Source organism: Neisseria sp. P0001.S007 (assembly GCF_051963655.1).
GTDB lineage: Bacteria > Pseudomonadota > Gammaproteobacteria > Burkholderiales > Neisseriaceae > Neisseria > Neisseria subflava_A.
In genome coordinates this window covers 79,797-100,696 of the sequence record NZ_JBQCUB010000009.1, presented here as the reverse complement: position 1 = coordinate 100,696, position 20,900 = coordinate 79,797, and the positions used below count along the sequence as shown (strand labels likewise).

At 48.0% G+C, this 20,900-nt stretch carries 20 protein-coding genes; 6 read left to right on the top strand and 14 right to left on the bottom strand.

Going from position 1 to position 20,900, the window contains the following annotated elements:
* Positions 1-22: 22 nt before the first annotated feature.
* From ACTHRE_RS08935 to surE, 3 genes are all read right to left on the bottom strand, one after another.
* On the bottom strand, positions 23-1,546 hold the full coding sequence (locus ACTHRE_RS08935) for a phospholipase D family protein (protein ID WP_107867297.1): 1,524 nt from the start codon (positions 1,544-1,546) through the stop codon (positions 23-25).
* Between the two features lie 78 nt (positions 1,547-1,624).
* Entirely contained in the window at positions 1,625-2,536 is a 912-nt protein-coding gene (locus tag ACTHRE_RS08930; RefSeq protein ID WP_377072664.1) for a peptidoglycan DD-metalloendopeptidase family protein, read from the bottom strand.
* 93 nt (positions 2,537-2,629) lie between these two features.
* On the bottom strand, positions 2,630-3,385 hold the full coding sequence (gene surE, locus ACTHRE_RS08925; protein ID WP_377072666.1) for a 5'/3'-nucleotidase SurE: 756 nt from the start codon (positions 3,383-3,385) through the stop codon (positions 2,630-2,632).
* 98 nt (positions 3,386-3,483) lie between these two features.
* Here surE and ACTHRE_RS08920 point away from each other — a divergent pair, with 98 nt between their 5' ends.
* Entirely contained in the window at positions 3,484-3,822 is a 339-nt protein-coding gene (locus tag ACTHRE_RS08920) for a hypothetical protein (protein ID WP_107857684.1), read from the top strand.
* A gap of 54 nt (positions 3,823-3,876) precedes the next feature.
* On the opposite strand, the gene ACTHRE_RS08915 is transcribed toward ACTHRE_RS08920, so the two are convergent.
* Positions 3,877-4,245 carry a rhodanese-like domain-containing protein gene (locus tag ACTHRE_RS08915; RefSeq protein ID WP_070827022.1) on the bottom strand — a complete coding sequence of 123 codons (369 nt, stop codon included), beginning with the start codon at positions 4,243-4,245 and terminating at the stop codon, positions 3,877-3,879.
* Positions 4,246-4,357: 112 nt separating this feature from the next.
* Positions 4,358-4,693 carry a carboxymuconolactone decarboxylase family protein gene (locus ACTHRE_RS08910; RefSeq protein WP_003686488.1) on the bottom strand — a complete coding sequence of 112 codons (336 nt, stop codon included), beginning with the start codon at positions 4,691-4,693 and terminating at the stop codon, positions 4,358-4,360.
* A gap of 128 nt (positions 4,694-4,821) precedes the next feature.
* Between ACTHRE_RS08910 and ACTHRE_RS08905 the strand changes: the two genes are divergently transcribed.
* Complete coding sequence (locus ACTHRE_RS08905) at positions 4,822-5,778, top strand: cupin domain-containing protein (RefSeq protein ID WP_377072668.1); 957 nt, start codon at positions 4,822-4,824, stop codon at positions 5,776-5,778.
* A 101-nt stretch (positions 5,779-5,879) separates the two neighbouring features.
* On the opposite strand, the gene typA is transcribed toward ACTHRE_RS08905, so the two are convergent.
* Positions 5,880-7,691 carry a translational GTPase TypA gene (gene typA, locus ACTHRE_RS08900; protein WP_070461822.1) on the bottom strand — a complete coding sequence of 604 codons (1,812 nt, stop codon included), beginning with the start codon at positions 7,689-7,691 and terminating at the stop codon, positions 5,880-5,882.
* 419 nt (positions 7,692-8,110) lie between these two features.
* Between typA and bfr (ACTHRE_RS08895) the strand changes: the two genes are divergently transcribed.
* Together bfr (ACTHRE_RS08895) and bfr (ACTHRE_RS08890) are read left to right on the top strand one after the other, a co-directional pair.
* A complete protein-coding gene (gene bfr / locus ACTHRE_RS08895; protein WP_070461824.1) occupies positions 8,111-8,575 on the top strand; it encodes a bacterioferritin in 465 nt (154 codons plus the stop codon).
* Positions 8,576-8,604: 29 nt separating this feature from the next.
* A complete protein-coding gene (gene bfr, locus ACTHRE_RS08890; protein WP_377072670.1) occupies positions 8,605-9,078 on the top strand; it encodes a bacterioferritin in 474 nt (157 codons plus the stop codon).
* A gap of 120 nt (positions 9,079-9,198) precedes the next feature.
* Here bfr (ACTHRE_RS08890) and ACTHRE_RS08885 read toward each other — a convergent pair whose 3' ends face one another.
* A complete protein-coding gene (locus ACTHRE_RS08885; RefSeq protein ID WP_377072672.1) occupies positions 9,199-10,314 on the bottom strand; it encodes a methyltransferase in 1,116 nt (371 codons plus the stop codon).
* 226 nt (positions 10,315-10,540) lie between these two features.
* On the opposite strand from ACTHRE_RS08885, the gene ACTHRE_RS08880 reads away from it, so the two are divergent.
* A complete protein-coding gene (locus ACTHRE_RS08880; RefSeq protein WP_377072674.1) occupies positions 10,541-12,334 on the top strand; it encodes a 2-isopropylmalate synthase in 1,794 nt (597 codons plus the stop codon).
* An 82-nt stretch (positions 12,335-12,416) separates the two neighbouring features.
* Here the strand turns inward: ACTHRE_RS08880 and ACTHRE_RS08875 are convergent, their stop codons facing one another.
* The 5 genes from ACTHRE_RS08875 to ACTHRE_RS08855 form a co-directional block, all read right to left on the bottom strand.
* On the bottom strand, positions 12,417-12,749 hold the full coding sequence (locus ACTHRE_RS08875) for a hypothetical protein (protein WP_377072676.1): 333 nt from the start codon (positions 12,747-12,749) through the stop codon (positions 12,417-12,419).
* Positions 12,750-12,845: 96 nt separating this feature from the next.
* The gene (purE, locus tag ACTHRE_RS08870; RefSeq protein ID WP_254346586.1) at positions 12,846-13,331 is read right to left on the bottom strand and encodes a 5-(carboxyamino)imidazole ribonucleotide mutase; all 486 of its coding nucleotides are present in this window, start codon (positions 13,329-13,331) and stop codon (positions 12,846-12,848) included.
* Between the two features lie 79 nt (positions 13,332-13,410).
* The gene (locus tag ACTHRE_RS08865; RefSeq protein ID WP_377072678.1) at positions 13,411-14,166 is read right to left on the bottom strand and encodes a tetratricopeptide repeat protein; all 756 of its coding nucleotides are present in this window, start codon (positions 14,164-14,166) and stop codon (positions 13,411-13,413) included.
* 14 nt (positions 14,167-14,180) lie between these two features.
* Positions 14,181-14,849, bottom strand: a complete 669-nt coding sequence (locus ACTHRE_RS08860; RefSeq protein WP_377072680.1) for a class I SAM-dependent methyltransferase — start codon at positions 14,847-14,849, stop codon at positions 14,181-14,183.
* A gap of 12 nt (positions 14,850-14,861) precedes the next feature.
* The gene (locus ACTHRE_RS08855; RefSeq protein ID WP_003680728.1) at positions 14,862-15,047 is read right to left on the bottom strand and encodes a DUF3460 family protein; all 186 of its coding nucleotides are present in this window, start codon (positions 15,045-15,047) and stop codon (positions 14,862-14,864) included.
* Between the two features lie 215 nt (positions 15,048-15,262).
* Here ACTHRE_RS08855 and ACTHRE_RS08850 point away from each other — a divergent pair, with 215 nt between their 5' ends.
* Positions 15,263-16,615 (top strand): polynucleotide adenylyltransferase PcnB, encoded by a 1,353-nt coding sequence (locus tag ACTHRE_RS08850; protein ID WP_377072682.1) that lies wholly within the window; start codon positions 15,263-15,265, stop codon positions 16,613-16,615.
* A gap of 117 nt (positions 16,616-16,732) precedes the next feature.
* Here the strand turns inward: ACTHRE_RS08850 and rpoD are convergent, their stop codons facing one another.
* Positions 16,733-18,685 carry an RNA polymerase sigma factor RpoD gene (gene rpoD, locus ACTHRE_RS08845; RefSeq protein WP_377072683.1) on the bottom strand — a complete coding sequence of 651 codons (1,953 nt, stop codon included), beginning with the start codon at positions 18,683-18,685 and terminating at the stop codon, positions 16,733-16,735.
* Positions 18,686-18,879: 194 nt separating this feature from the next.
* Positions 18,880-20,652, bottom strand: coding sequence for a DNA primase (dnaG, locus tag ACTHRE_RS08840; RefSeq protein WP_070644843.1), 1,773 nt, complete (start codon positions 20,650-20,652; stop codon positions 18,880-18,882).
* Positions 20,653-20,900: the final 248 nt, after the last annotated feature.

The following is a 20,900-nucleotide window of genomic DNA, read 5'->3' as shown; positions in this document are numbered from 1 at the left end:
GATTTTTGTTTTCAGACGGCCTCTATAATAATCCTTCTATGGGCAGGATGGACAGGATTTTTGAAGTCATCCGTTTCCAGAACTTGGCTTCGGGTTCGTGTGCGTAAGTTCGTTTTTCGCTTGGGTCATACCAGTATAGTTTATTGTAATTGCCAAGCGTTACCTGATAGGCGTAATTTGGGGTGGTCGTTACGAGGGTGCGCTGCATTTGGCCTGCGATTTCGGGGCTTTCGATGACGACACCCATTTCGGTATTGAGGCGTGCGGAGCGTGGGTCGAGGTTGAATGAGCCGATGAAAATGCGTTTCTCGTCCACGATGAATGTTTTGGCGTGCAAGCTGGTGGCTGAACTGCCGGTCAAGCCGCGGTCTTTGGAGGTCGGAACGGCGTGGTTGGGTTGAAGCTCATAGAGTTTAACTCCGGCTTTAAGCAAGGGCTTGCGGTATTTGACGTAGCCGGAATGGACGGCGGCAACGTCGGTCGCCTGGAGGGAATTGGTCAGAACGGTAACATCCACGCCGTTGTGAATCAGCTTTTCTATGGCCTTAACGCCTGATTTTGTGGGTACAAAATAAGGGGAAACAAGGTAAACGCTTTTTTCAGGTTGCTTGAGGGCGTCTTGCAGGCGTTCGGAAATAGGCGGTTTGTGCCGGTCGCGGTCTAAGCCTTTGGCCGGGTCATCGCTGATCAGGCGTGTGCTGACACTTTGCCACTCCATAAGGTTGCTCTGCATTTTTTGATAGAGGTTGGAGTGTTCGATGCTTTGACGGTAGCGGATGAGCGTTTGATTTTTATCTTGGGCGGTGTAATCAAGCTCTGCCAATCCTTTTTGCATGTTTCCCCGTTTGATGATGCTGGTCGCGTTATAGGCGGAGTGGCTTGCCCAATAGCGGTCGAAGTCTTGGGAAACTTCGGTTACTACGCGGCCTGTGGCGAGGATATCAAGGTCGGCAAAAATGGTATCGTCGTTAACCTTAAAATATTCGTCGCCGATATTGCGTCCGCCCAAAATGGTGGCACGGTTGTCCGCGGTAAACGATTTATTGTGCATTCTGCGGTTAAGTCGCGGGAAGTCGGCAACGTAGCCGAGTGCACGCCATTTTCTGAAAATAAAGGGATTAAACAGACGGACTTCGATATTGGGATGATTGTCGAGTGCAAGTAGGAGATCATCCATGCCGTTGGTGTTGTTGTCGTCCAGAAGCAAACGCACACGGACGCCGCGTTCGGCCGCGCGATGAATCAGGTTGAAGAGAAGCTTGCCGGAGATGTCGTTGTGCCAGATATAGTACTGCAAATCGAGGGTATGGTCGGCGGATTCAATCAGGGCGGCACGGGCGACAAAGGCTTCATGGGCATCGTTCAACAGATAGATATGGGAAACATCGGTCTTGGAGGATGTAGAAGGAATGCCTAATGCGCTGTCCAGCCGCGGCGTTGCAGGTATGTCAAGATAACTGCTTTGGGTGCGTTCATCCAATGAAGGCAAAAACGCGGCACACCCACCCAATAGCAGGATATAAAGAAAGGGAAGATGAAATTTCATGGGGAACCGGTACAAACAATCCCTACCTAAATGACATTTAGGCAGGGATTGAAGTGAAATTAGGTTGCTTGAATCAGCTTAGAAGGCAACATAATTTGCCGGATTGACCGGTTTGCCGTTTTGACGGATTTCAAAGTGCAACTGAGTACGAGATGCATCGGTATTACCCATGTGCGCAATGGTTTGACCGCGTTTAACGGTTTGGTTTTCATTAACCAGCAGGCGTTGGTTGTGGCCGTATGCGCTCAAGAATGAGGAGTTGTGTTGGATGATGACCAAGTTGCCGTAACCGCGCAAGCCTGAGCCTGCGTAAACGACTTTACCGTCTGCCGCTGCAACAACAGGCTGGCCTTGTGTACCGGCGATATCTACACCTTTGTTGCTGCCGCCGAAGTTGGCGATAACGTTACCGGTAGTCGGACGCTGCCATGTGATGCCGCTGACGTTGCGGCTGCTGCCGGTAGATACGGTTGGTGTATTGGCAGGAGTGCTTGGAGTCGGAGCAGTGGTTGTAGTTATTGGCGTAGAAGGTTTGCTTGCAGAAGCTGCAGGTGCAACGTAGCCTTCAGGTTTCACACGGAGGGTTTGACCAATGCTGATGGTGTTGTCGGCCAAGTTATTCCATGCGCGCAGATTGTCTTGGGTAATGTTGTAGCGTTTGGAGATGTTGTAAACGGTATCACCACGAACAACGGTATGTGTCGCTGCATTAATATCAACAGGCGCATAAGAAGGCGTGTAAGTGCCGGTGCTGCCGCTGTTGTATGTTGGAGCAGGTGTACTTGCCGGCGGAGTGTATGGAGCATCTGCCGCTGGGCTGGTGTTGGTATTGTAAGGCGCTGCGCCGTAAGGATTGTCAACGGTAGAGCCTGTTGTTGAACCACCGCTTTGAGTGCCGACGACTACAGGAGCCGGTTGTTGGCTGGCACAGGCTGCAAGTAATAAAACCAAAGCTGCCGATCCGGCATAAGATACACTTTTTTTCAACATGTTAATGACTTTCGTATTCGGGTAATTGTTCTCGTCGAGGCATATCATAATAAAAATATGCTTGTTTCTCAAGTGTTCGGCTGTTAGGGACTGTTAAGGCGCAGGGATTTCTGACCAAAAGGAAGCGGTTTGCTCCATTTGTCCGTAGGCAGTCAAATCGACTTGCAGGGGGGTAATCGTGATGAAGCCGGACGCGCATTCGCCAAAGTCGGTACCTTCTTCGCTGTCGGAAACATCGCCGACCGGCCCAATCCAATAAATTTGTTCGCCACGTGGATTATACATGGGAACAATGCTTTGTTCATGATGACGACGGCCGAGCCGTGTAATTTTTATGCCTTGGATATCCTCAGGTGCGACGGCAGGGATATTGATGTTCCATAAGATGGGTTCGGAAATAGGGCGTTTGAGAAAGTAGGAAAGCAGCATCCAAGCGGCTTTTTCTGCAGTTTCCCAATAACGGCCGCTTGAATCGGCAAGCGAAAAGGCAATAGCGGGAATACCCATCAGATAAGCTTCCGTTGCGGCGGCAACCGTACCAGAATAAAGCGTATCGTCGCCCATGTTTGCGCCGTTGTTAATGCCAGACAAGACTAAGTCGGGTTTGAAGTCGGCAAGGGCGTATTGACAGACATGAATGCAGTCGGTGGGGGTGCCGTTGACATAGTAAAACCCATTTTCCGCCTGTTTCAGTTGTAAAGGACGGTCTAAAGTCAGGGAATTGCTGACGCCGCTGCGATCGCGTTCGGGCGCAACCACCCTGACATTGGCAAATTCTGCACACACTCTTGCCAAAACTGCCAAACCGGGCGCAAGATAACCATCGTCGTTTGAGATTAATATGTTCATGTGACAATATTGTGTCTATTGGTAAGATGGGCGGTATTGTACTGGTTTGCTTGAGCGATTGTCCACGAATCGGCAACGTTTGGGCGGAAAGGATAATAATGAAACATTATGAGTTAGACCCCAAAGCTTTATTGGGCGGCGTGATTGCTTCAGACGGCAATCAGGAGATTGTTCAGCTTTCACTGCAGAAGAATAATGAAATTCCGGCATATGAGGCGGATGCGATTATTTTGCTTTTGGTTTTAAACGGCAAAGCCGAAATCAAAACGGTGGGCGAAGTTTTGCAAACCGAAGGCTTGCAAGTTATCCGTCTTGAGCCGATGGAAGCGCACAGCATTCGCGCGTTGGCCGATAACACCAATATTTTGGTTATCAAACAATTGATTCACGAAACCGGTCTCAGCAAACGTTTGAGATTTGGAAGTTGCTGTCTGTAATGCAATAAAGGCCGTCTGAAAAGTTTCAGACGGCCTTTTTAAAATCAACTAGATTTATTTCAAACCTTTTTTCACCAAGTCTTCATAACCGCCATGGTTGGTTACGTTGGTGTAGCCGGCTTTTTTCAGCTCAGTCAGCGCGGCTTCTGCACGGCGGCCGCTGCGGCAGTAGAGGTTTACCGGTGCGTTTTTATCCGGGCTGACGGATTTGATGCGGTCAACGATTTGGTCATGCGGAATATTGAGCGCACCTTGCAAATGGCCTTCTTTAAATTCTTCGGCAGAGCGGACATCAATCCAAACGCCTTTTGCTTTTGCAGGCTGTGCCGCAATTTTTTCAACTTTAGGCATAGAGGCAGCGGAAGTGGCCAAAGGAGTGGCAACAGCGGCGGCAAAAAGTACGGCGGTCAGCAGTTTCTTCATGGTTCAATCTCCTATTAGACAGAAAACAATATGATAACTTTATCAGTTTAGCATTTCATCAGGCCGTCTGAAAGGGGAGTTGGCTTTCAGACGGCCTGATTTTACAAACCGATTAGCGTTGGGTTTCTACTGCTTCCAAAGCGCGCAAAGCGTAGGTATAAGCGGCACCTGCATTCAGAGCGATAGCGGTGGCCAATGCGCCGGCGATTTCGCTTTCGGTTGCACCTGCTTTGGCTGCGGCGGCGGCATGCACGCTGATACAGCTTTCGCAACGTGTGGTAATGGCAACGGCAATGGCGATCAGTTCGCGTGTTTTGGCATCCAGTGCTTCGGCAGCGGCTGCTTGATCCAGTGCGCCGTAGGCTTGCAGCATTTTAGGATGGTTTTTACCCAGTTCACCGAATGCTTTTTTTACCAAGGCGGTATGTTCAGGCCAGTCTTTAAACATGATATGTCCTTTCTTAATGTGAGTGGATAAGATAAAAAATCCTATCCGTTTGTGTTTGGTGTGTGTATTATTGCAATAATTGGAAGAATAAAATCGTCAAAACATCTCATTTATTGGTAAAAAACACTATGGATATTTTGGATAGGCTGGTCGAATTGGCGCAGGTAAAAGGCAGCGTGGATGTTCAATGCCTGTTTCAGGGGGAATGGTATGTGCGGCATGAGCCAAAGCGTGCGCATGGTTTGGTGCATATCGTAACTGCCGGTTCGGGTTATATCCGAATTGATGGGGAGCAAGAGGCTAGGCTGCTGAGTGCGGGGGATATCATTTTTTTCCCGCGCAGCGTAGGGCATACTTTGAGTAGCGACAGCAGTTGTGAAAATCTCGGCGTCAATGTGCTGACGAGTGAAAAAGGCGCATTTAAAGTTAAGCAAAGTCATGCAGGAGGCGATGCGGCTTTGCATCTTTTCTGCGCGCGGTTTGAATATGAAGCGCAGGCAGATATTATGGCAGGGTTGCCTGACACAGTTTTGCTGAATATCAACCATCCGTCTTTACAGTATTTGGTAGCATTGTTGCAATATGAGAGCGGTCAGGCTTTGTCCGGTTCGGTAGCGGTTGTGAACGCATTGGCTTCGGTGTTGCTGGTATTTCTACTTCGAGCCAGCCTGGAGAAAAATGGGGCAGCGCAATTAAGCGGTTTGCTGAATGGTTGGCAGGACAAACGTTTGCGGAATTTGCTTCAGGCAGTAGTGGATAAGCCGGAAGAGGAATGGAATATCGAGAAAATGACCGAGATGGCCAACTTATCTCGCGCCCAGTTGATGCGGGTATTTAAGCAGCAGACGGGAACAAGCCCTCATGCTTTTGTAAACAGTATCCGCTTACAGCAGGGGGCATTATTGTTGAAACAGACGGCGGATTCGGTTTTATCGGTTGCGCTCTCGGTCGGTTTTCAATCGGAAACGCATTTTGGCAAGGCATTTAAAAAGCAATATGGGATATCGCCGGGGCAATATCGTAAGAATGATCGCGCTGATGAAGCAGCAGTACAAGCGGAAGAAATGCCGATTTACTTTATTTGAACAGATGATAAAAGGCCGTCTGAAAGTGTAAAAATGAAATCTAGGATTTCCAAAACACTTTTCAGACGGCCTCAATTTTAAAACGTATCAATCAAACAGAATTAGTCCAGTTTTTTGAAATGACGGCGACGTTCCAATTCGCTCAGGTAGCGTTTACGCAGGCGGATGGATTGTGGCGTAATTTCAACCAGTTCGTCATCGTCGATGAACTCAACTGCACCTTCCAAAGTCAATTTGATCGGCGTAGTCAGGCGTACGGCTTCATCTGTACCGCTGGCACGGACGTTGGTCAGTTTTTTACCTTTTAGAGGGTTTACCACCAAGTCGTTGTCGCGACTGTGAATACCGATAATCATACCTTCGTAGACTTTGTCGTTTGGAGAAACGAACATACGGCCGCGGTCTTCCAAGTTCCACAGGGCGTAAGCAACGGCTTCACCTTGCTCTTGAGAAACCAGTACGCCGTTGTGACGGCCGGGCATATCAGGTTTAACCGGAGCATAGTCGTCAAAAACGTGGCTCATCAAGCCGGTACCGCGGGTCAAGGTCAGGAATTCGCCTTGGAAACCGATCAGACCGCGTGCAGGAATGTGGTATTCCAGACGGGTACGGCCATTACCGTCGCTTTCCATATTGGTCAATTCGCCACGGCGACGGCCAAGCTCTTCCATAACGGCACCTTGGTTGTCATCAGGTACGTCCACGGTCAGGTTTTCGTAAGGCTCGCATTTTTGACCGTTGATTTCACGGAATACCACGCGCGGTTTACCGACTGCCAATTCAAAGCCTTCACGGCGCATGTTTTCCAACAAAATGGTCAGGTGCAATTCGCCACGGCCGGAAACGCGGAATACATCAGCGTCGGCAGTATCTTCAACACGCAGGGCAACGTTGGTCAGCAATTCTTTTTGCAGGCGGTCGCGGATTTGGCGGGAAGTCACGAATTTGCCTTCAGTACCGGCCAAAGGAGAAGTATTGACCATAAAGTCCATGGTCAGGGTAGGCTCGTCCACGCTCAACATAGGCAAGCCTTTAGGATTGTCTTTGTCGGTAATGGTTACGCCGATACCGATATCTTCGATACCGGAAATAATCACGATATCGCCGGCTTCAGCTTCTTCCAAAGGTACGCGTTCCAAGCCTTGGAAGCCCAACAGCTGGTTGATGCGGCCTTGGGCGACTTGTTCTTCATGATTCATAACGGCAACGACTTGGCCGGGTTTGATGCGGCCGTTCAGGATGCGGCCGATACCGAGGCGGCCGGTATAGTTGTCGTAGTCCAGTTGGGAAATTTGCAGTTGCAGCGTTTCGTCCGCGCTGCCGCTTGGTGCAGGCGTGTGTTTCAAAATGGTCTCGAACAGAGGGCGCATGTCGCTGCTCTCGTCGTTCTCATCCAGTTTGGCAAAGCCGGACAGGCCGGAAGCATAGACGATAGGGAAGTCCAATTGCTCGTCGGTTGCACCCAAGTTGTCGAACAATTCGAATGTTTGGTCGATAACCCAGCTTGGACGGGCAGACGGTTTGTCGATTTTGTTGATGACAACGATAGGTTTCAGACCCAAAGCCAAGGCTTTTTTGGTCACGAAACGGGTTTGCGGCATAGGGCCTTCTTGTGCGTCAACCAACAGTACGACGCAGTCAACCATGCCCAATACACGTTCCACTTCGCCACCAAAATCGGCGTGTCCCGGGGTATCTACGATGTTGATGTGGTAGCCTTCGTATTCGATGGCGGTATTTTTGGCGAGAATGGTAATGCCACGCTCTTTTTCAAGATCGTTGCTGTCCATGACGCGCTCTTCTACTTGCTGGTTGGAACGGAATGTACCGGACTGGCGCAGCAATTGGTCAACTAATGTGGTTTTGCCATGGTCGACGTGGGCGATGATGGCAATATTGCGGATTTGTTTCATGATAATTTATGTGTTTCAGCTAGGTGCTTAAAAAAAAGGTAACTGGTAATTATAGCATGATTCCTAAGTGTTGGCCGAATAGAAGAGTCAAAAAAATGAGGCAACAGTAGTTGAGAATAATTTATAATTAAATTTGATTGATTTTGTTGGATTATTTGCTTTTATTTATGGTTAATGAATGTAAATGTTTTTGAATAATGCAATGGATTCTTAATACTAATGTCAAAAAATTGTTATTAAAAACAGGGGATTAATTTTTCAGACGGCCTTTAAAGCGGGTTAAATTTTTTGATAATTGTTTGTATTTTAAATAGAAAATTTGTCAAAAGTGCTACTTATGCATACAATTACCTCATTCCATAACAACACACGAATCTTCATTTCGTGATTATCAACTTTTAAAAGAAAGAGAAAGAATTATGCAAGGCAACCAAGCAGTTATTGATTACATGAACGAATTATTGTCTGGTGAGTTGGCTGCTCGCGACCAATATTTTATCCACTCTCGCCTGTACTCTGAATGGGGTTACACCAAACTGTTCGAACGTTTGAACCACGAGATGGAAGAAGAAACCACTCACGCCGAAGACTTCATCCGTCGTATCCTGATGTTGGGCGGTACGCCTAAAATGACCCGTGCCGAACTGAACATCGGTACTGACGTAGTCTCTTGTCTGAAAGCAGACTTGAATACTGAATACGAAGTACGCGATGCGTTGAAAAAAGGCATCAAATTGTGCGAAGAAGCTCAAGACTACGTTACTCGCGATTTGATGGTTGCTCAACTGAAAGACACTGAAGAAGATCACGCTCACTGGTTGGAACAACAACTGCGTCTGATCGAATTGGTCGGCGAAGGCAACTACTACCAAAGCCAACTGTAATCTAGCCTATAACATATAAGGAGCTGAATATGAAAGGCGATCGCTTAGTTATTCGCGAGCTGAACAAAAACTTAGGTTTGTTGCTGATTACCATTAACCAATACTTCCTGCATGCCCGCATTTTGAAAAACTGGGGTTTTGAAGAATTGGGCGAACACTTCTTCAAACAATCCATCCGCGAAATGAAATCCGCAGACGATTTGATCGAGCGTATTTTACTCTTGGAAGGCCTGCCTAATCTGCAAGAACTGGGTAAACTGTTGATCGGTGAATCTACCGAAGAAATCATTGCCTGCGATCTGAAAAAAGAGTATGAAAAACATGATGCTCTGGTTGCAGCCATCGCTCTTGCAGAAGAGCAACAAGACTACGTCAGCCGTGATTTGTTGGAAAAACAAAAAGACATCAACGAAGAACACATCGACTGGCTTGAAACTCAGCAGGAATTGATTGGTAAAGTTGGTTTGCCAAACTACCTGCAAACAGCGGCGCAAGAGGACTAAAACACAAACCACTGCCAAATATAGCAGTCCCTGCTCCCATCAACGGCATATCTTTACGATATGCCGTTTTCTTTTATGGAAATGTTTAAAGGCCGTCTGAATGTTCAGACGGCCTTAATTTTATATCGCTTTCAAACGGTATAGATAAGTAGTTTCTTTGTTTCTGGCAAACGCCAAAGGATCGGATTCATCTATTGCTTTTTTGTGTTGCGGTTTAGTTTTCAAAATATCAACTACATTGAGCGAGGCCATCTGAAAGCATTGGTTTAGAAAGTCTTTATCGCGTAAATGCAAGTGTTCTGCCAAGTCAGAAATAATCAGCCAAGCTTCGCCGTTTGGATTTAAGTGATGACGTACGCTGTTGAGGAACGCGGTCAGCATGGCATTATTGGGGTCGTAAAGGGCAGTCTCAATAGCGGAGGTCGGTTTTGCCGGCAGCCAAGGCGGATTGCAGACGATAAGGTCGGCGCAACTCTCGGGAAATAAATCAATCGATTGGATGTTGACGGCTTTATCCAAGCCTAGGCGTTTGAGGTTTGCTGTGGCACAGGCAATTGCTTTGGGGTTGGTGTCTGTGGCAATGATGTCGGGTATGCCTCGTTTGGCCAAAATTGCGGCAATAATACCTGAGCCGGTGCCGATGTCAAAGGCCGTCTGAATATTGGGAGCGAGTGGTGCTTGGGCGATTAAATCCAAATATTCGCCACGCAGTGGAGAGAATACGCCGAAAGGAATATGGATTTTTTCATCAAGCTGAGGAATGTCTATGCCTTTTTTGTGCCACTCGTGTGCACCGATAAAACCCAATAATTGATTCAGCGGCAAAAGAAACGGTTTGTCGTTTGGTGTGTCGTAAACATCGCACAAAGCGGCGTAGATGTCGGGTGCGCGTGCATTATCCAGTTGAAAATTTGGTTGGATTTCAACAGCAAGCATATTGAGCAAACGGCTTTGTTGCGCCTGTTTCATACGGTGGGCATGAAAGGCCGTCTGAATATCGGCAGGTGCGCCTTTCTTTTTTTCAGACGGCCTGCGGATGCGTTTTTTCATTGCGGCCAAGACTTGCTTGGCATTGTGAAAATCGCCAGTCCAAACAGTTGCAGTTTGTGCGTGGGCATTTTTTAAAATTTCTGCTGCGGCTGCTTCTTGAATGTAAACCGCCTGCTTGGGCGACTTTTGTGTGCTTTCGTTGCGCCATTCGATGTCGGAGCGGTTGGTAGGGATGGTGTGGGGCATAATGTATTTCAAATCGAGGACATAAGGGATTAGTTTACTATATTTAGGATAGGTTCGGTTTGAGATGGGCTTTTAATAGTCTGAATTAGACAAAATGTATAAAAATTTCTCAAGTTTTAAAATTTAAGCCAATATTTTTATAAAAACAGATTGTCGTTTTGTCTAAAATGAGTATAATGCAAAACCAGAACACAATAATCTTAATCAGATTTGGACAAGGAACATCATGCAATTAGACATTGACCGTTTGGTTGCCTATTTTGGCGGCGTAAACGCGCTGGCCGAAGCCCTGAAACAGCACGACCCGGAAAATGCTGCGACCACAGCGGCTATCTACAAATGGCGTACACGCGGTTCCCTGCCTTTGGCTCAGTTGCAAAAACTGACCGCTTTGGCGGAAGCGCAAGGCAGACCGCTTGATTTGAATGCTTTTTTACAAAAAAACGAATCTCTGGAGAGAACAGAAATGACACAAACCAATCGTGTAATTATTTTCGACACTACCATGCGCGACGGTGAGCAGTCCCCTGGTGCATCCATGACCAAAGAGGAGAAAATCCGTATTGCCCGCCAGTTGGAAAAGATGGGTGTTGATGTGATTGAGGCAGGTTTTGCAGCAGCCAGTCCGGGTGATTTTGAATCGGTTAATGCGATTGCCAAAATCATTACCAAATCTACAGTTTGCTCATTGGCGCGTGCCGTTGAAAACGATGTGCGCAAAGCAGGCGAAGCTGTTTCCCCTGCTCCAAATAAACGTATTCACACTTTTATCGCCACCAGCCCCATCCACATGGAGCACAAACTGAAAATGAAGCCGCAGCAGGTCATCGATGCGGCGGTCAAAGCGGTAAAAATTGCTAAAGAATACACTGACGATGTGGAATTTTCTGCTGAAGACGCAGTACGTTCGGATTTGGACTTCCTTGCCAAAATCTTTACGGCGGTTATTGAAGCGGGGGCGACTACTATCAATATTCCTGATACTGTCGGCTACTCCATCCCTTCCGTATGGTACGAGCGTATCAGCAACATCATCAAAAGCGTTCCCAATGGCGACAAAGTAGTTTGGTCGACCCACTGCCATAATGACTTGGGTATGGCGGTTGCTAACTCATTGGCTGCTGTTCAGGCAGGTGTGCGTCAGGTGGAATGTACCATCAACGGCTTGGGCGAACGCGCGGGCAATGCCAGCCTTGAAGAAATCGTGATGGCGTTGAAAGTGCGTCATGATTTGTTCGGCTTGGAAACCGGCATCGATACCACGCAAATCGTGCCGGTATCCAAACTGGTATCTACTATCACCGGCTATCCGATTCAGCCAAACAAAGCAGTAGTCGGCGCAAACGCCTTTGCGCACGAATCAGGCATCCACCAAGACGGCGTGTTGAAACACCCTGAAACCTATGAAATCATGACTGCCGAATCAGTCGGCTGGTCAACCAACCGCTTGACTTTGGGCAAACTCTCTGGCCGCAGCGCATTCCGCAGCAAGCTGGCAGATTTGGGTATTGAGTTGGAAAGCGAAGAGGCGTTGAATGCGGCATTTGCACGCTTCAAAGAGCTGGCGGATAAGAAACGCGAAATCTTTGATGAAGACCTGCACGCTTTGGTGTCTGACGAAATGGGCAATATGAATACCGAAAGCTATAAATTCATTTCCCAAAAAATCAGCACCGAAACCGGCGAAGAACCTCGTGCCAATATCGTGTTCAGTATTCGCGGAGAAGAAAAACACGCTACCGCTACCGGTTCTGGCCCTGTTGATGCGATCTTTAAAGCCATTGAAAGCGTAGCACAAAGTGGCGCAACCTTGCAGATTTACTCTGTCAATGCGGTGACGCAAGGCACAGAAAGCCAAGGCGAAACTTCTGTCCGTCTGCAACGTGGCGATCGTGTGGTCAACGGTCAAGGCGCAGATACCGACGTGTTGGTGGCGACTGCCAAAGCCTATTTGTCTGCGCTGAGTAAATTGGAATTCGGCCAAGCCAAGCCAAAAGCGCAAGGCAGCGGCATGATTTAATGCTTTGAACAAGTAAAGGCCGTCTGAAATCGTAGTGATATGTTTCAGACGGCCTTTTTTATTTAGTCAAAAAATAGTTTGTTTATTGAAGTTTAAGCAGTCGGTCTTGTTCGACAGACAAGACGCCGTTTACTTTCTTGAAATAGGCAATGGCATCTTTAATCTTGGTCTTGGAAGACGGACGAATAGCAATGCCGTTCAGGTTTTTGTATTCATAAATCAAACTTGCACCCGAGGTTTTCACTGCTTTTAGCAATGGCGCAGAACCGGTTTGGGCATCATAGAAGATAATCAGGTTTCCATTTGTATCTTGGGCTTGCTGTTGAGATGGAATGGCGGTTGATTGAGTAGGAATACTTGGGCTTTGGCAGGCGCAAAGCAGGGTGGAGAGTAGGACGAATGCTAGGGTTTTCATGGTATTAGTTCAATTTGATAAAAGACTAAGGCCGTCTGAACAATCATAAAACGAAATCAAAGTTTCCCTTTACAACGTTCAGACGGCCTTTGTCAGTTATGCTTTAGGCAATTCCATGGCAAGAACGGTTTGTTCTTGTTTGGCACGGAAAGCGGCCAATTTTTCAGCCAATTCAGGATTTTCGTTGGCCAAAAGTGAAATGGCAAACAACGCTGCATTGGCCGCACCGGCTTCGCCAATGGCAAATGTGGCAACAGGAACGCCTTTGGGCATTTGCACAATTGAAAGCAGGGAGTCTTCGCCGCGCAGATATTTGCTGGGAACGGGAACGCCCAAGACGGGAACCGTGGTTTTGGCAGCGACCATGCCCGGCAAATGCGCTGCGCCGCCTGCGCCGGCAATGATGGCTTTGATGCCGCGTTCGCGTGCGGTTTCGGCGTATTCAAACATCAAATCAGGCGTACGGTGTGCAGAGACGACACGCGCTTCATATTCAACGCCGAATTCTTTGAGAAATTGTGCCGCCTGCTGCATCACCGGCCAATCGCTGTTGCTGCCCATAATAATGCCGACTTGGATCATGAGGAATTCCTTTTGCTTGAATGGATTAAGGGTAAAAAATGTTCAGACGGCCTAGGGGATGACAAGGCCGTCTGAACGTTTATCTTTGTTTAAGGCTGATGGAAGCGCGTTTTGCCGCTTCGCTGTTGGGGAAGCTTTGTATCAGTTTGCGCCATGTGCTGCGTGCGATGTCTTTTTGTTGCAGTTTGTATTGGCACTGGCCGATGCTGTACATGGCATCGGGAGCTTGCGGGCTGTTGCGGAATCGGTTGGCGTAGCGGTTGCCGATTTCGATAACGGATTCGCAGTTACCCAGACGTTGTTGGCTTTGCAGGAGCAGATACATATTGCGGCGGGCAATTTCGCTGCCGTTGCCGCCGTCAGCCTCTTTCAAAATGGCCACAGCGGCGGAATAGTTGTTACGCTGATAGTATTTTTGCGCCTGATTATAAAGGCGTAATTCGTTTTGTGCGGCTGAGTCTGTTTCAGACGGCACGCCACCGCCATTGGCCAAATAATTCATTTTCAGATTGCGGTCGTCCAATCGCTGGGCTTTGGGTTTGGGAGCTAAAGGGGTTGGACGTTTGATGTTTCGTTGTTGTTCCAATGTGTGCAAGCGTTGATTTAATTCTTCAACCGTACGTTCCAGTCGGGCAATTTGTATGCCCAAGTGGTCAATCTGGGTTTGTGCGTCCAAACGCGGATAGGGGATACTTTTTTCATGTAAAGGCTCACGCGGAATATCCGGTAGGACAAAGTTGGGATTGTCGGTAGGTTGGGGAGGATGGGAAACGGTGCATGATGCGGCCAATAGAGTAAGCGGCAAAAGAAACAGGGAATGTGATAATGTTTTCATCGGATTGTGTCGTTTTATTTTTTTAGTAGTAATGTCAAACCGTCGCCGATAGGCAGGGTAATAGGAATAATGCGTGTATCGTGCGGCAGATTTTGGTTGAAATGGCGCAGGATATCCAAGCTGGGCGGGTCATTTTCGGCAGCTTCATTCATGACGCGCCCACCCAATAAGATATTGTCGATGGCAATCACGCCGCCACTCCGTACCAGTTGCAAACAGCGTTCGAAATATTTCGGCGTAGGCGGTTTGTCGGCATCGATAAGTGCCAAGTCATAGCTTTCCGATTCGCCTTGCGCAATCAAATCATCCAAAGTCAGCAAAGCCGGCTGCAGATGAAGTGAGATTTTATGCGCTATGCCTGCAGCCTGCCATGTTTCGCGGGCAATATCGGTAAAGGTTACATTGATGTCGCAAGCCGTGATTTTGCCGTCTTCGGGGAGGGCAAGTGCCACGGAGGTGCTGCTGTAACCGGTAAAGACGCCAACTTCCAAATATTTTTTGGCATTCAATAATTTGGCCAACCACACCAACATGGCCGCCTGCTCTTGGGCGATGGCCATCTTTCCCAGACGATGTGATTGGGTACGCTCGCGCAATGCGGTCAAAACGGGATGTTCGGATTGACCAATGCTGTTGAGGTAATGTTGTAATGCCGGATCGGTATTGTGGGTGTTGGTCGTCATACCGATACGGGATTAGTCTTGATAGTAGGTGTAGGGTTTTTTGTTGACTTTGGCCGCTTCAAATTCGGCCTGCTCTGTCGGATTGAGGGTAACATCCCACAGCAAATGGCGGTTTTCGAGGCGTTGCGCTTCCATTTCGGGGTTGTCTTCCATGAGTTTGTCGAGGAATTGGGTAGCTTCGGATTTGTAGTGGTACATGATGTTCTGCCTGAATCGTTGTCAGACCGTCATTATAGCCGATATTTTTTGCCAATACGCTAATTAATCGAACTTCCATAAGGTATAATGGCACGTCTTTTTTAGGCCGTCTGAAGCCTTTGCTCAATGTTTTCCCCTTCTGCGGCAGAATATTGTGCAAAGGCTTAAGCCAGACAAGTTTCAGACGGCCTTTTTTATTGTGAAAAGAGCTGCTTATGTTAAAAAAATGGCTGCATAAAGTGTTGCCTAAAAAACACGTCAAATCGTTGCCCGAAAAGGAAATTATCCCGCTTGAGCAACACGGTATCCGCGCGGATATGTTGAGCTTTGCCGCGGAGAAAATTGCCAAACGTCTGCATGAAGCCGGTTTTCAGGCTTATGTTGTGGGTGGTGCCGTTCGGGATTTGTTGCTTGGGGTCGAGCCCAAAGACTTTGATATCGCAACTGATGCCACGCCGGAGCAAATCCGCAAAGTATTCCGCCGCAGCCGCATTATCGGCCGCCGCTTCCAAATCGTTCATGTGATGATCGGACCTGAAACCATTGAAGTGACGACGTTCCGCGGTGGCGATAAGGTTCAGCAAAATGCGCAAGGCCGTATTATGAAGGACAATACTTACGGCAGCATTGAAGAAGATGCCATGCGTCGCGATTTTACTTGCAATGCGCTGTATTACGACCCGATTAAAGAGGAGATTTGGGACTTCCATCAGGGTGTGGCTGATGTTGCTGATAAAAAATTGGTGATGATAGGCGATCCTGCCGAACGCTATCAGGAAGATCCTGTCCGTATTCTTCGTGCTGTACGTTTATCGGGCAAGTTGGGCTTTGAAGTGGAAGAGCAAACGGCTTTGCCGATTGCCGAATATGCAGGCCGTCTGAAAAATGAGCCTGTTGCTCGTCTTTTTGACGAAATTCTGAAAATTCTGTTTTCCGGTTATTCCCGTGCCTGTTTGAAACGGCTAAACGAGCTGGGTATTCCCGAAGGCATCCATCCACTTTTAGATGCCTTGAAAACTGCTGAAGCGGCTGAAAACCGTATGATTATGTTGGCCTTGAAAAATACCGATGAGCGTATCCGTGCGGATAAGTCCGTTTCCGTCGGTTTCGTATTGGCGGCGGTATTGTGGCCGACACTAAATGCTATGTGGCAACGCAATCTAAGCCATGGACAAAAACCTGTCCCTGCATTGATGGATGCGATGAACACCATGCGAGATACGGTAGAGAAGGGTTGGGGCGTACCGCAACGATTTTCTGCAACCATGCGTGAAATCTGGCAATTTCAGCCGCAATTTGACAATATGCGTGGCGTACGCCCGTATCGCCTGCTATCGCAAACACGTTTCCGGGCCGCTTATGATTTCCTGATTTTGCGTAGCGAGGTTGGCGAGGTTGATAAAGAGATGGCTTCTTGGTGGACAACTTTCCAACATGCCGATGAGGAAACACGCCAGCAAATGACTGCGGCCAATGATCACAAACGTCAGAAACAAAGTGGATCAACCGATGGCAAACCCAAACGTCGCCGCCGCCATCCGAAAAAGAAAACCACTGAGGCTGAATAAATTATCAAAATAAGTTTAAGGCCGTCTGAAACGATTAAATCTTTTGAGATTTGTTTTTCAGACGGCCTTATTATATTTCAATAAAAAACCGCAGGTCTTTTAACCTGCGGTTTGCTTTTATGATTTGTTTTCTTCGCTGTCGAGGAAGCTGCGGAGGCGGTCGCTGCGGGTCGGGTGGCGCAGCTTGCGCAGGGCTTTGGCTTCGATTTGACGGATACGTTCGCGGGTTACGTCAAATTGTTTGCCGACTTCTTCGAGCGTGTGGTCGGTATTCATATCGATACCGAAACGCATACGCAAAACTTTGGCCTCGCGCGGCGTCAGGCTTTCGAGGATTTCTTTGGTTACTTCGTGCAGGCTAGTGTACATCGCAGCTTCTGCCGGCGCAACGTTGTTGGCATCCTCGATGAAGTCGCCCAAGTGCGAATCGTCGTCATCGCCAATCGGTGTTTCCATGGAAATCGGCTCTTTGGCGATTTTCATGATTTTGCGGATTTTATCTTCCGGCATTTCCATTAGCTCGGCCAGTTTAGCAGAATCAGGCTCTTCACCGGTTTCTTGCAGGTATTGGCGCGAGATACGGTTCATTTTGTTGATGGTTTCAATCATGTGAACCGGAATACGGATGGTACGCGCTTGGTCGGCGATAGAACGGGTAATCGCTTGACGGATCCACCATGTGGCGTAAGTTGAGAACTTGTAGCCGCGGCGGTATTCGAATTTGTCCACCGCTTTCATCAGGCCGATATTGCCTTCTTGAATCAAATCAAGGAACTGCAAGCCGCGGTTGGTGTATTTTTTGGCAATGGAAATAACCAAACGCAAGTTGGCCTGAATCATTTCCTGTTTGGCGGCTGAGGTTTCTTTTTCGCTCAACACCATGTTTTTGTTGATTTCTTTCAACTCTTCGATGGAAATGCGGGTTTCAGCTTCCATATTTGCCAGCTCGGTTTGTTTTTCGAGGATGGCGTGGCGGAAACGATCTAACGCGTTTGCCCATACACGGCCTTTGGCTACTTCTTCTTCTACCCATTCCAAATCGGTAATAGCTGGCAGGAAGTTTTTGATGAAGTAGTCGCGATCCATACGGACGCGGTCGATACAGATGTCGCGGATTTCACGCTCGAGTTTACGGATGTTTTCAACGCGGCTGCGCAGGTTGCTGCTCAGGTTTTCGATTTGACGTGTGGCAAAACGGACTTCTAACAGTTTGTTGGCAATGGCATCACGGTGTTTCAGGTAGTTGGCGTGCAGGCTGCCGTATTTTTCCAACTGCTTGATCATTTTGCCGTATTCGCTCTCGATAAAGGCGAAGTGTTCCAAAACTTTTTGCTTCAGTTCGGCCAAATGGGCAGCGGATATGGCTTCAGAGTCGCTACCTGAATCGTCTTCATCTTCATCGTCGCCATCTTCATCATCGCTAACGGTTTCGCCTTCTTCGTCATCTGGTTTGGCATTTTCCAAATGACCCAAGCCCAATTCGTTCAACAAGACTTCATTAGGGTCGATGATGGCTTCAACCACTTCATCCACACGGATTTCGTCGTTGCGGACTTGTTCGATCAAAGCCAGAATTTCGGCAATTGAGCCTGGGCAGGCGGAGATTGCCTGCACCATGTTTTTCAGTGCATTTTCGATTTTTTTGGCGATGATGATTTCGTCTTCACGCGTCAACAGATCGACTTGACCCATTTCACGCATATACATACGCACAGGGTCGGTTGTGCGGCCGAATTCTGAATCTGCACTGGAGAGTGCTGCTTCGGCTTCTTCAACGGCATCGTCGTCGGTCATGGCGGCGGCGTTGTCGCTCAAGAGGATGTCTTCAGCATCGGGAGCTTGCTCGGTTACTTGGATACCCAAGCCGGAAATCATGCTGACGATGTTGTCGATTTGCTCGGCATCGGACATATCGTCGGGCAGGGCATCGTTAATTTCGGAATAAGTGATGTAGCCGCGTTCTTTACCCATGATAATGAGTTGGCGCAGACGCGCGCGCTGCTCTTCGATACTCAAAGGACGGTTGTCGTCTTGGTCTTGGTATTCTTCGTAGTTTTGATTTTTAGACATGGATTGCTCTCTAGGTTGGTAGGATGCCGACGGTTTACGGTGATGTGGCCGTACCTGAAGGCGGAGCAGAGCTTTTTGTTGTGAAATCAGATTTCACTTTAATACTCTGAGGCCGTCTGAAAATATTACAGATGGGGTGTTCTGCGTGTCATGTTTTGCAGCGTGTGTTTAGATTGTTCAGACGGCCTGAGGGGTTAGTTTTGCTTTGCCGTCAAAAGTGACAGCAAGAGCCTTTTTTCATTTTCGGTCAAACCAGTTTGAATACTTTTTTGCTTTAAAGTTTCGATTTGACTGTATTTTAATTCATTTAACAACTTTTTCATGCCGATTTGGAAACTTTCGCAATCTTCTTCGTTATCCCCTTCCATTTCTTCAGAGTGAAGGGTCGATAAAAAGATTTGATTGACGGTTTCCTCATAGGGCGAACCGCGCATATATTCAAGCACTTGCGCAGTTGCAGGAGTCGTATCGTGATGCTTGATGGTTTCGGCTAAATTGGCAAGGCAGGCGAAGTCGCCGCTTAAAGCCAGATAATCGGGCAGGTCTATATATGAAGCCCAAGCCGGATTTATCAAGAGGCTGCGTATCTGTCTTTGAACCAGTGTCAGCATGGTTGGCTGTTTGACAGAAATAGGCGGCAGTTTGTAACTTTTTTGTTTGACGTGCCGCTTGGGCGCTTCTTGTCCGAGTAACTGGGCGAGGTTGTCAGGGTCAATGCCCACCAACTCGCTGAGTTTTTGTTTCAGGAGATAGCCCAATGCCGGCGCGGTAATTTGCGCTAAAAGCGGAGAACTGGTTTTGACCAATTCTGCTTTGCCTTCTTGTGTATTGAGGTTGAGGCCGTCTGAAAGATGTTCCCAAAAGTATTCCGATAGGGGCTTGCTTTGGTTTAACAAGGCATCTTCAAATTGAGCCTTGCCATAGGCGCGAATGTAGCTGTCTGGGTCGTGTTCTTCGGGTAGGAATAGAAAATGCAGCGATTTATCGTCTTTTAATTGCGGCAACGCATTTTCCAGCGCGCGCCAAGCCGCTTTACGTCCTGCGCTGTCGCCATCAAAACAAAAATAAATACTGTCTGCCTGGCGCATCAGGATTTTGACATGTTCCGCCGTGGTTGACGTACCTAAAGCCGCTACGCCGTAGCCGACGCCAAACTGCGCCAATGCGACCACGTCCATGTAGCCTTCGACCACCAAAATCCGTCCAGCCTCTTTTACGGCAGCACGCCCTTCATATAGTCCGTAAAGGTTTTTCCCTTTGTCAAACAAAGGCGTATCCGGCGAGTTGAGGTATTTGGGTTTAGAGTCGTCCAATACGCGGCCGCCAAAGCCGATAACCTGCCCGCGCGGATTACGGATAGGGAACATAATCCGATGGCGAAAGCGGTCGTAATGTTTGCCTTCGTTATCGATGACCATGCCCGTATCCACCAACGCAGTATTCGGATAGGGTTGGAACACTTGCGCCAAAGGTTGCCAACCGTCAGGTGCATAGCCCAAGCCATAATGCGCAATAACTTCCGCACTCAAGCCGCGTTTGTCCAAATAAGCCTTCGCCGCCGGATTGAATTTCAACTGTTGCGCATAAAAATCTGCTGCCGCTGCCGTCGTTTCTTCCAAAGTCTGCTGTTTTTTCTTACGTTCGGCACGGATTTCGGGATTGTCTTCCTGCCCGCGAACTTTAGGCACCGTCATGCCGACGCGATCAGCCAAAAACTGCACCGCCTCTGGAAACGACAGTCCCTGATGTTCCATCACAAAACCAATCGCCGAACCATGAGCCCCGCAACTGAAGCAATGGTAAAACTGCTTGGTCGGGCTGACTGAAAACGACGGCGTCTTTTCCTTATGAAACGGACAGCAGGCCATATAGTTCGCCCCGCCTTTCTTCAGCGGAACCTGCTCGTCGATAATATCGACAATATCGACTTTGGACAAAAGCTCATCAATGAAATCAGATGGAATCATGGCTCGACAGAAGAGGATGGACGGAAAATATTTCAGACGGCCTTATAAACAGACAAAGGCCGTCTGAAAATGGAATTTTGGATGAGGGTTGAAATGAGGTTTGTATTATAGCAAATTGTTGTAATACATGTGTCTTATCCTTTTGAGGTAGAGTATTAATCATCGTATTTCATTCGTTATTTAAGATAGATATGATGTCGTTAAAGCAAAGGCCGTCTGTAAGATATTCAGACGGCCTTTGATGTTGG

Bases quoted from the DNA above. Each gene is read 5' to 3' on its own strand.
- ACTHRE_RS08935 (WP_107867297.1), bottom strand. From the start codon at position 1,546: ATGAAATTTCATCTTCCCTTTCTTTATATCCTGCTATTGGGTGGGTGT.
- ACTHRE_RS08930 (WP_377072664.1), bottom strand. From the start codon at position 2,536: ATGTTGAAAAAAAGTGTATCTTATGCCGGATCGGCAGCTTTGGTTTTA.
- surE (WP_377072666.1), bottom strand. From the start codon at position 3,385: ATGAACATATTAATCTCAAACGACGATGGTTATCTTGCGCCCGGTTTG.
- ACTHRE_RS08920 (WP_107857684.1), top strand. From the start codon at position 3,484: ATGAAACATTATGAGTTAGACCCCAAAGCTTTATTGGGCGGCGTGATT.
- ACTHRE_RS08915 (WP_070827022.1), bottom strand. From the start codon at position 4,245: ATGAAGAAACTGCTGACCGCCGTACTTTTTGCCGCCGCTGTTGCCACT.
- ACTHRE_RS08910 (WP_003686488.1), bottom strand. From the start codon at position 4,693: ATGTTTAAAGACTGGCCTGAACATACCGCCTTGGTAAAAAAAGCATTC.
- ACTHRE_RS08905 (WP_377072668.1), top strand. From the start codon at position 4,822: ATGGATATTTTGGATAGGCTGGTCGAATTGGCGCAGGTAAAAGGCAGC.
- typA (WP_070461822.1), bottom strand. From the start codon at position 7,691: ATGAAACAAATCCGCAATATTGCCATCATCGCCCACGTCGACCATGGC.
- bfr (WP_070461824.1), top strand. From the start codon at position 8,111: ATGCAAGGCAACCAAGCAGTTATTGATTACATGAACGAATTATTGTCT.
- bfr (WP_377072670.1), top strand. From the start codon at position 8,605: ATGAAAGGCGATCGCTTAGTTATTCGCGAGCTGAACAAAAACTTAGGT.
- ACTHRE_RS08885 (WP_377072672.1), bottom strand. From the start codon at position 10,314: ATGCCCCACACCATCCCTACCAACCGCTCCGACATCGAATGGCGCAAC.
- ACTHRE_RS08880 (WP_377072674.1), top strand. From the start codon at position 10,541: ATGCAATTAGACATTGACCGTTTGGTTGCCTATTTTGGCGGCGTAAAC.
- ACTHRE_RS08875 (WP_377072676.1), bottom strand. From the start codon at position 12,749: ATGAAAACCCTAGCATTCGTCCTACTCTCCACCCTGCTTTGCGCCTGC.
- purE (WP_254346586.1), bottom strand. From the start codon at position 13,331: ATGATCCAAGTCGGCATTATTATGGGCAGCAACAGCGATTGGCCGGTG.
- ACTHRE_RS08865 (WP_377072678.1), bottom strand. From the start codon at position 14,166: ATGAAAACATTATCACATTCCCTGTTTCTTTTGCCGCTTACTCTATTG.
- ACTHRE_RS08860 (WP_377072680.1), bottom strand. From the start codon at position 14,849: ATGACGACCAACACCCACAATACCGATCCGGCATTACAACATTACCTC.
- ACTHRE_RS08855 (WP_003680728.1), bottom strand. From the start codon at position 15,047: ATGTACCACTACAAATCCGAAGCTACCCAATTCCTCGACAAACTCATG.
- ACTHRE_RS08850 (WP_377072682.1), top strand. From the start codon at position 15,263: ATGTTAAAAAAATGGCTGCATAAAGTGTTGCCTAAAAAACACGTCAAA.
- rpoD (WP_377072683.1), bottom strand. From the start codon at position 18,685: ATGTCTAAAAATCAAAACTACGAAGAATACCAAGACCAAGACGACAAC.
- dnaG (WP_070644843.1), bottom strand. From the start codon at position 20,652: ATGATTCCATCTGATTTCATTGATGAGCTTTTGTCCAAAGTCGATATT.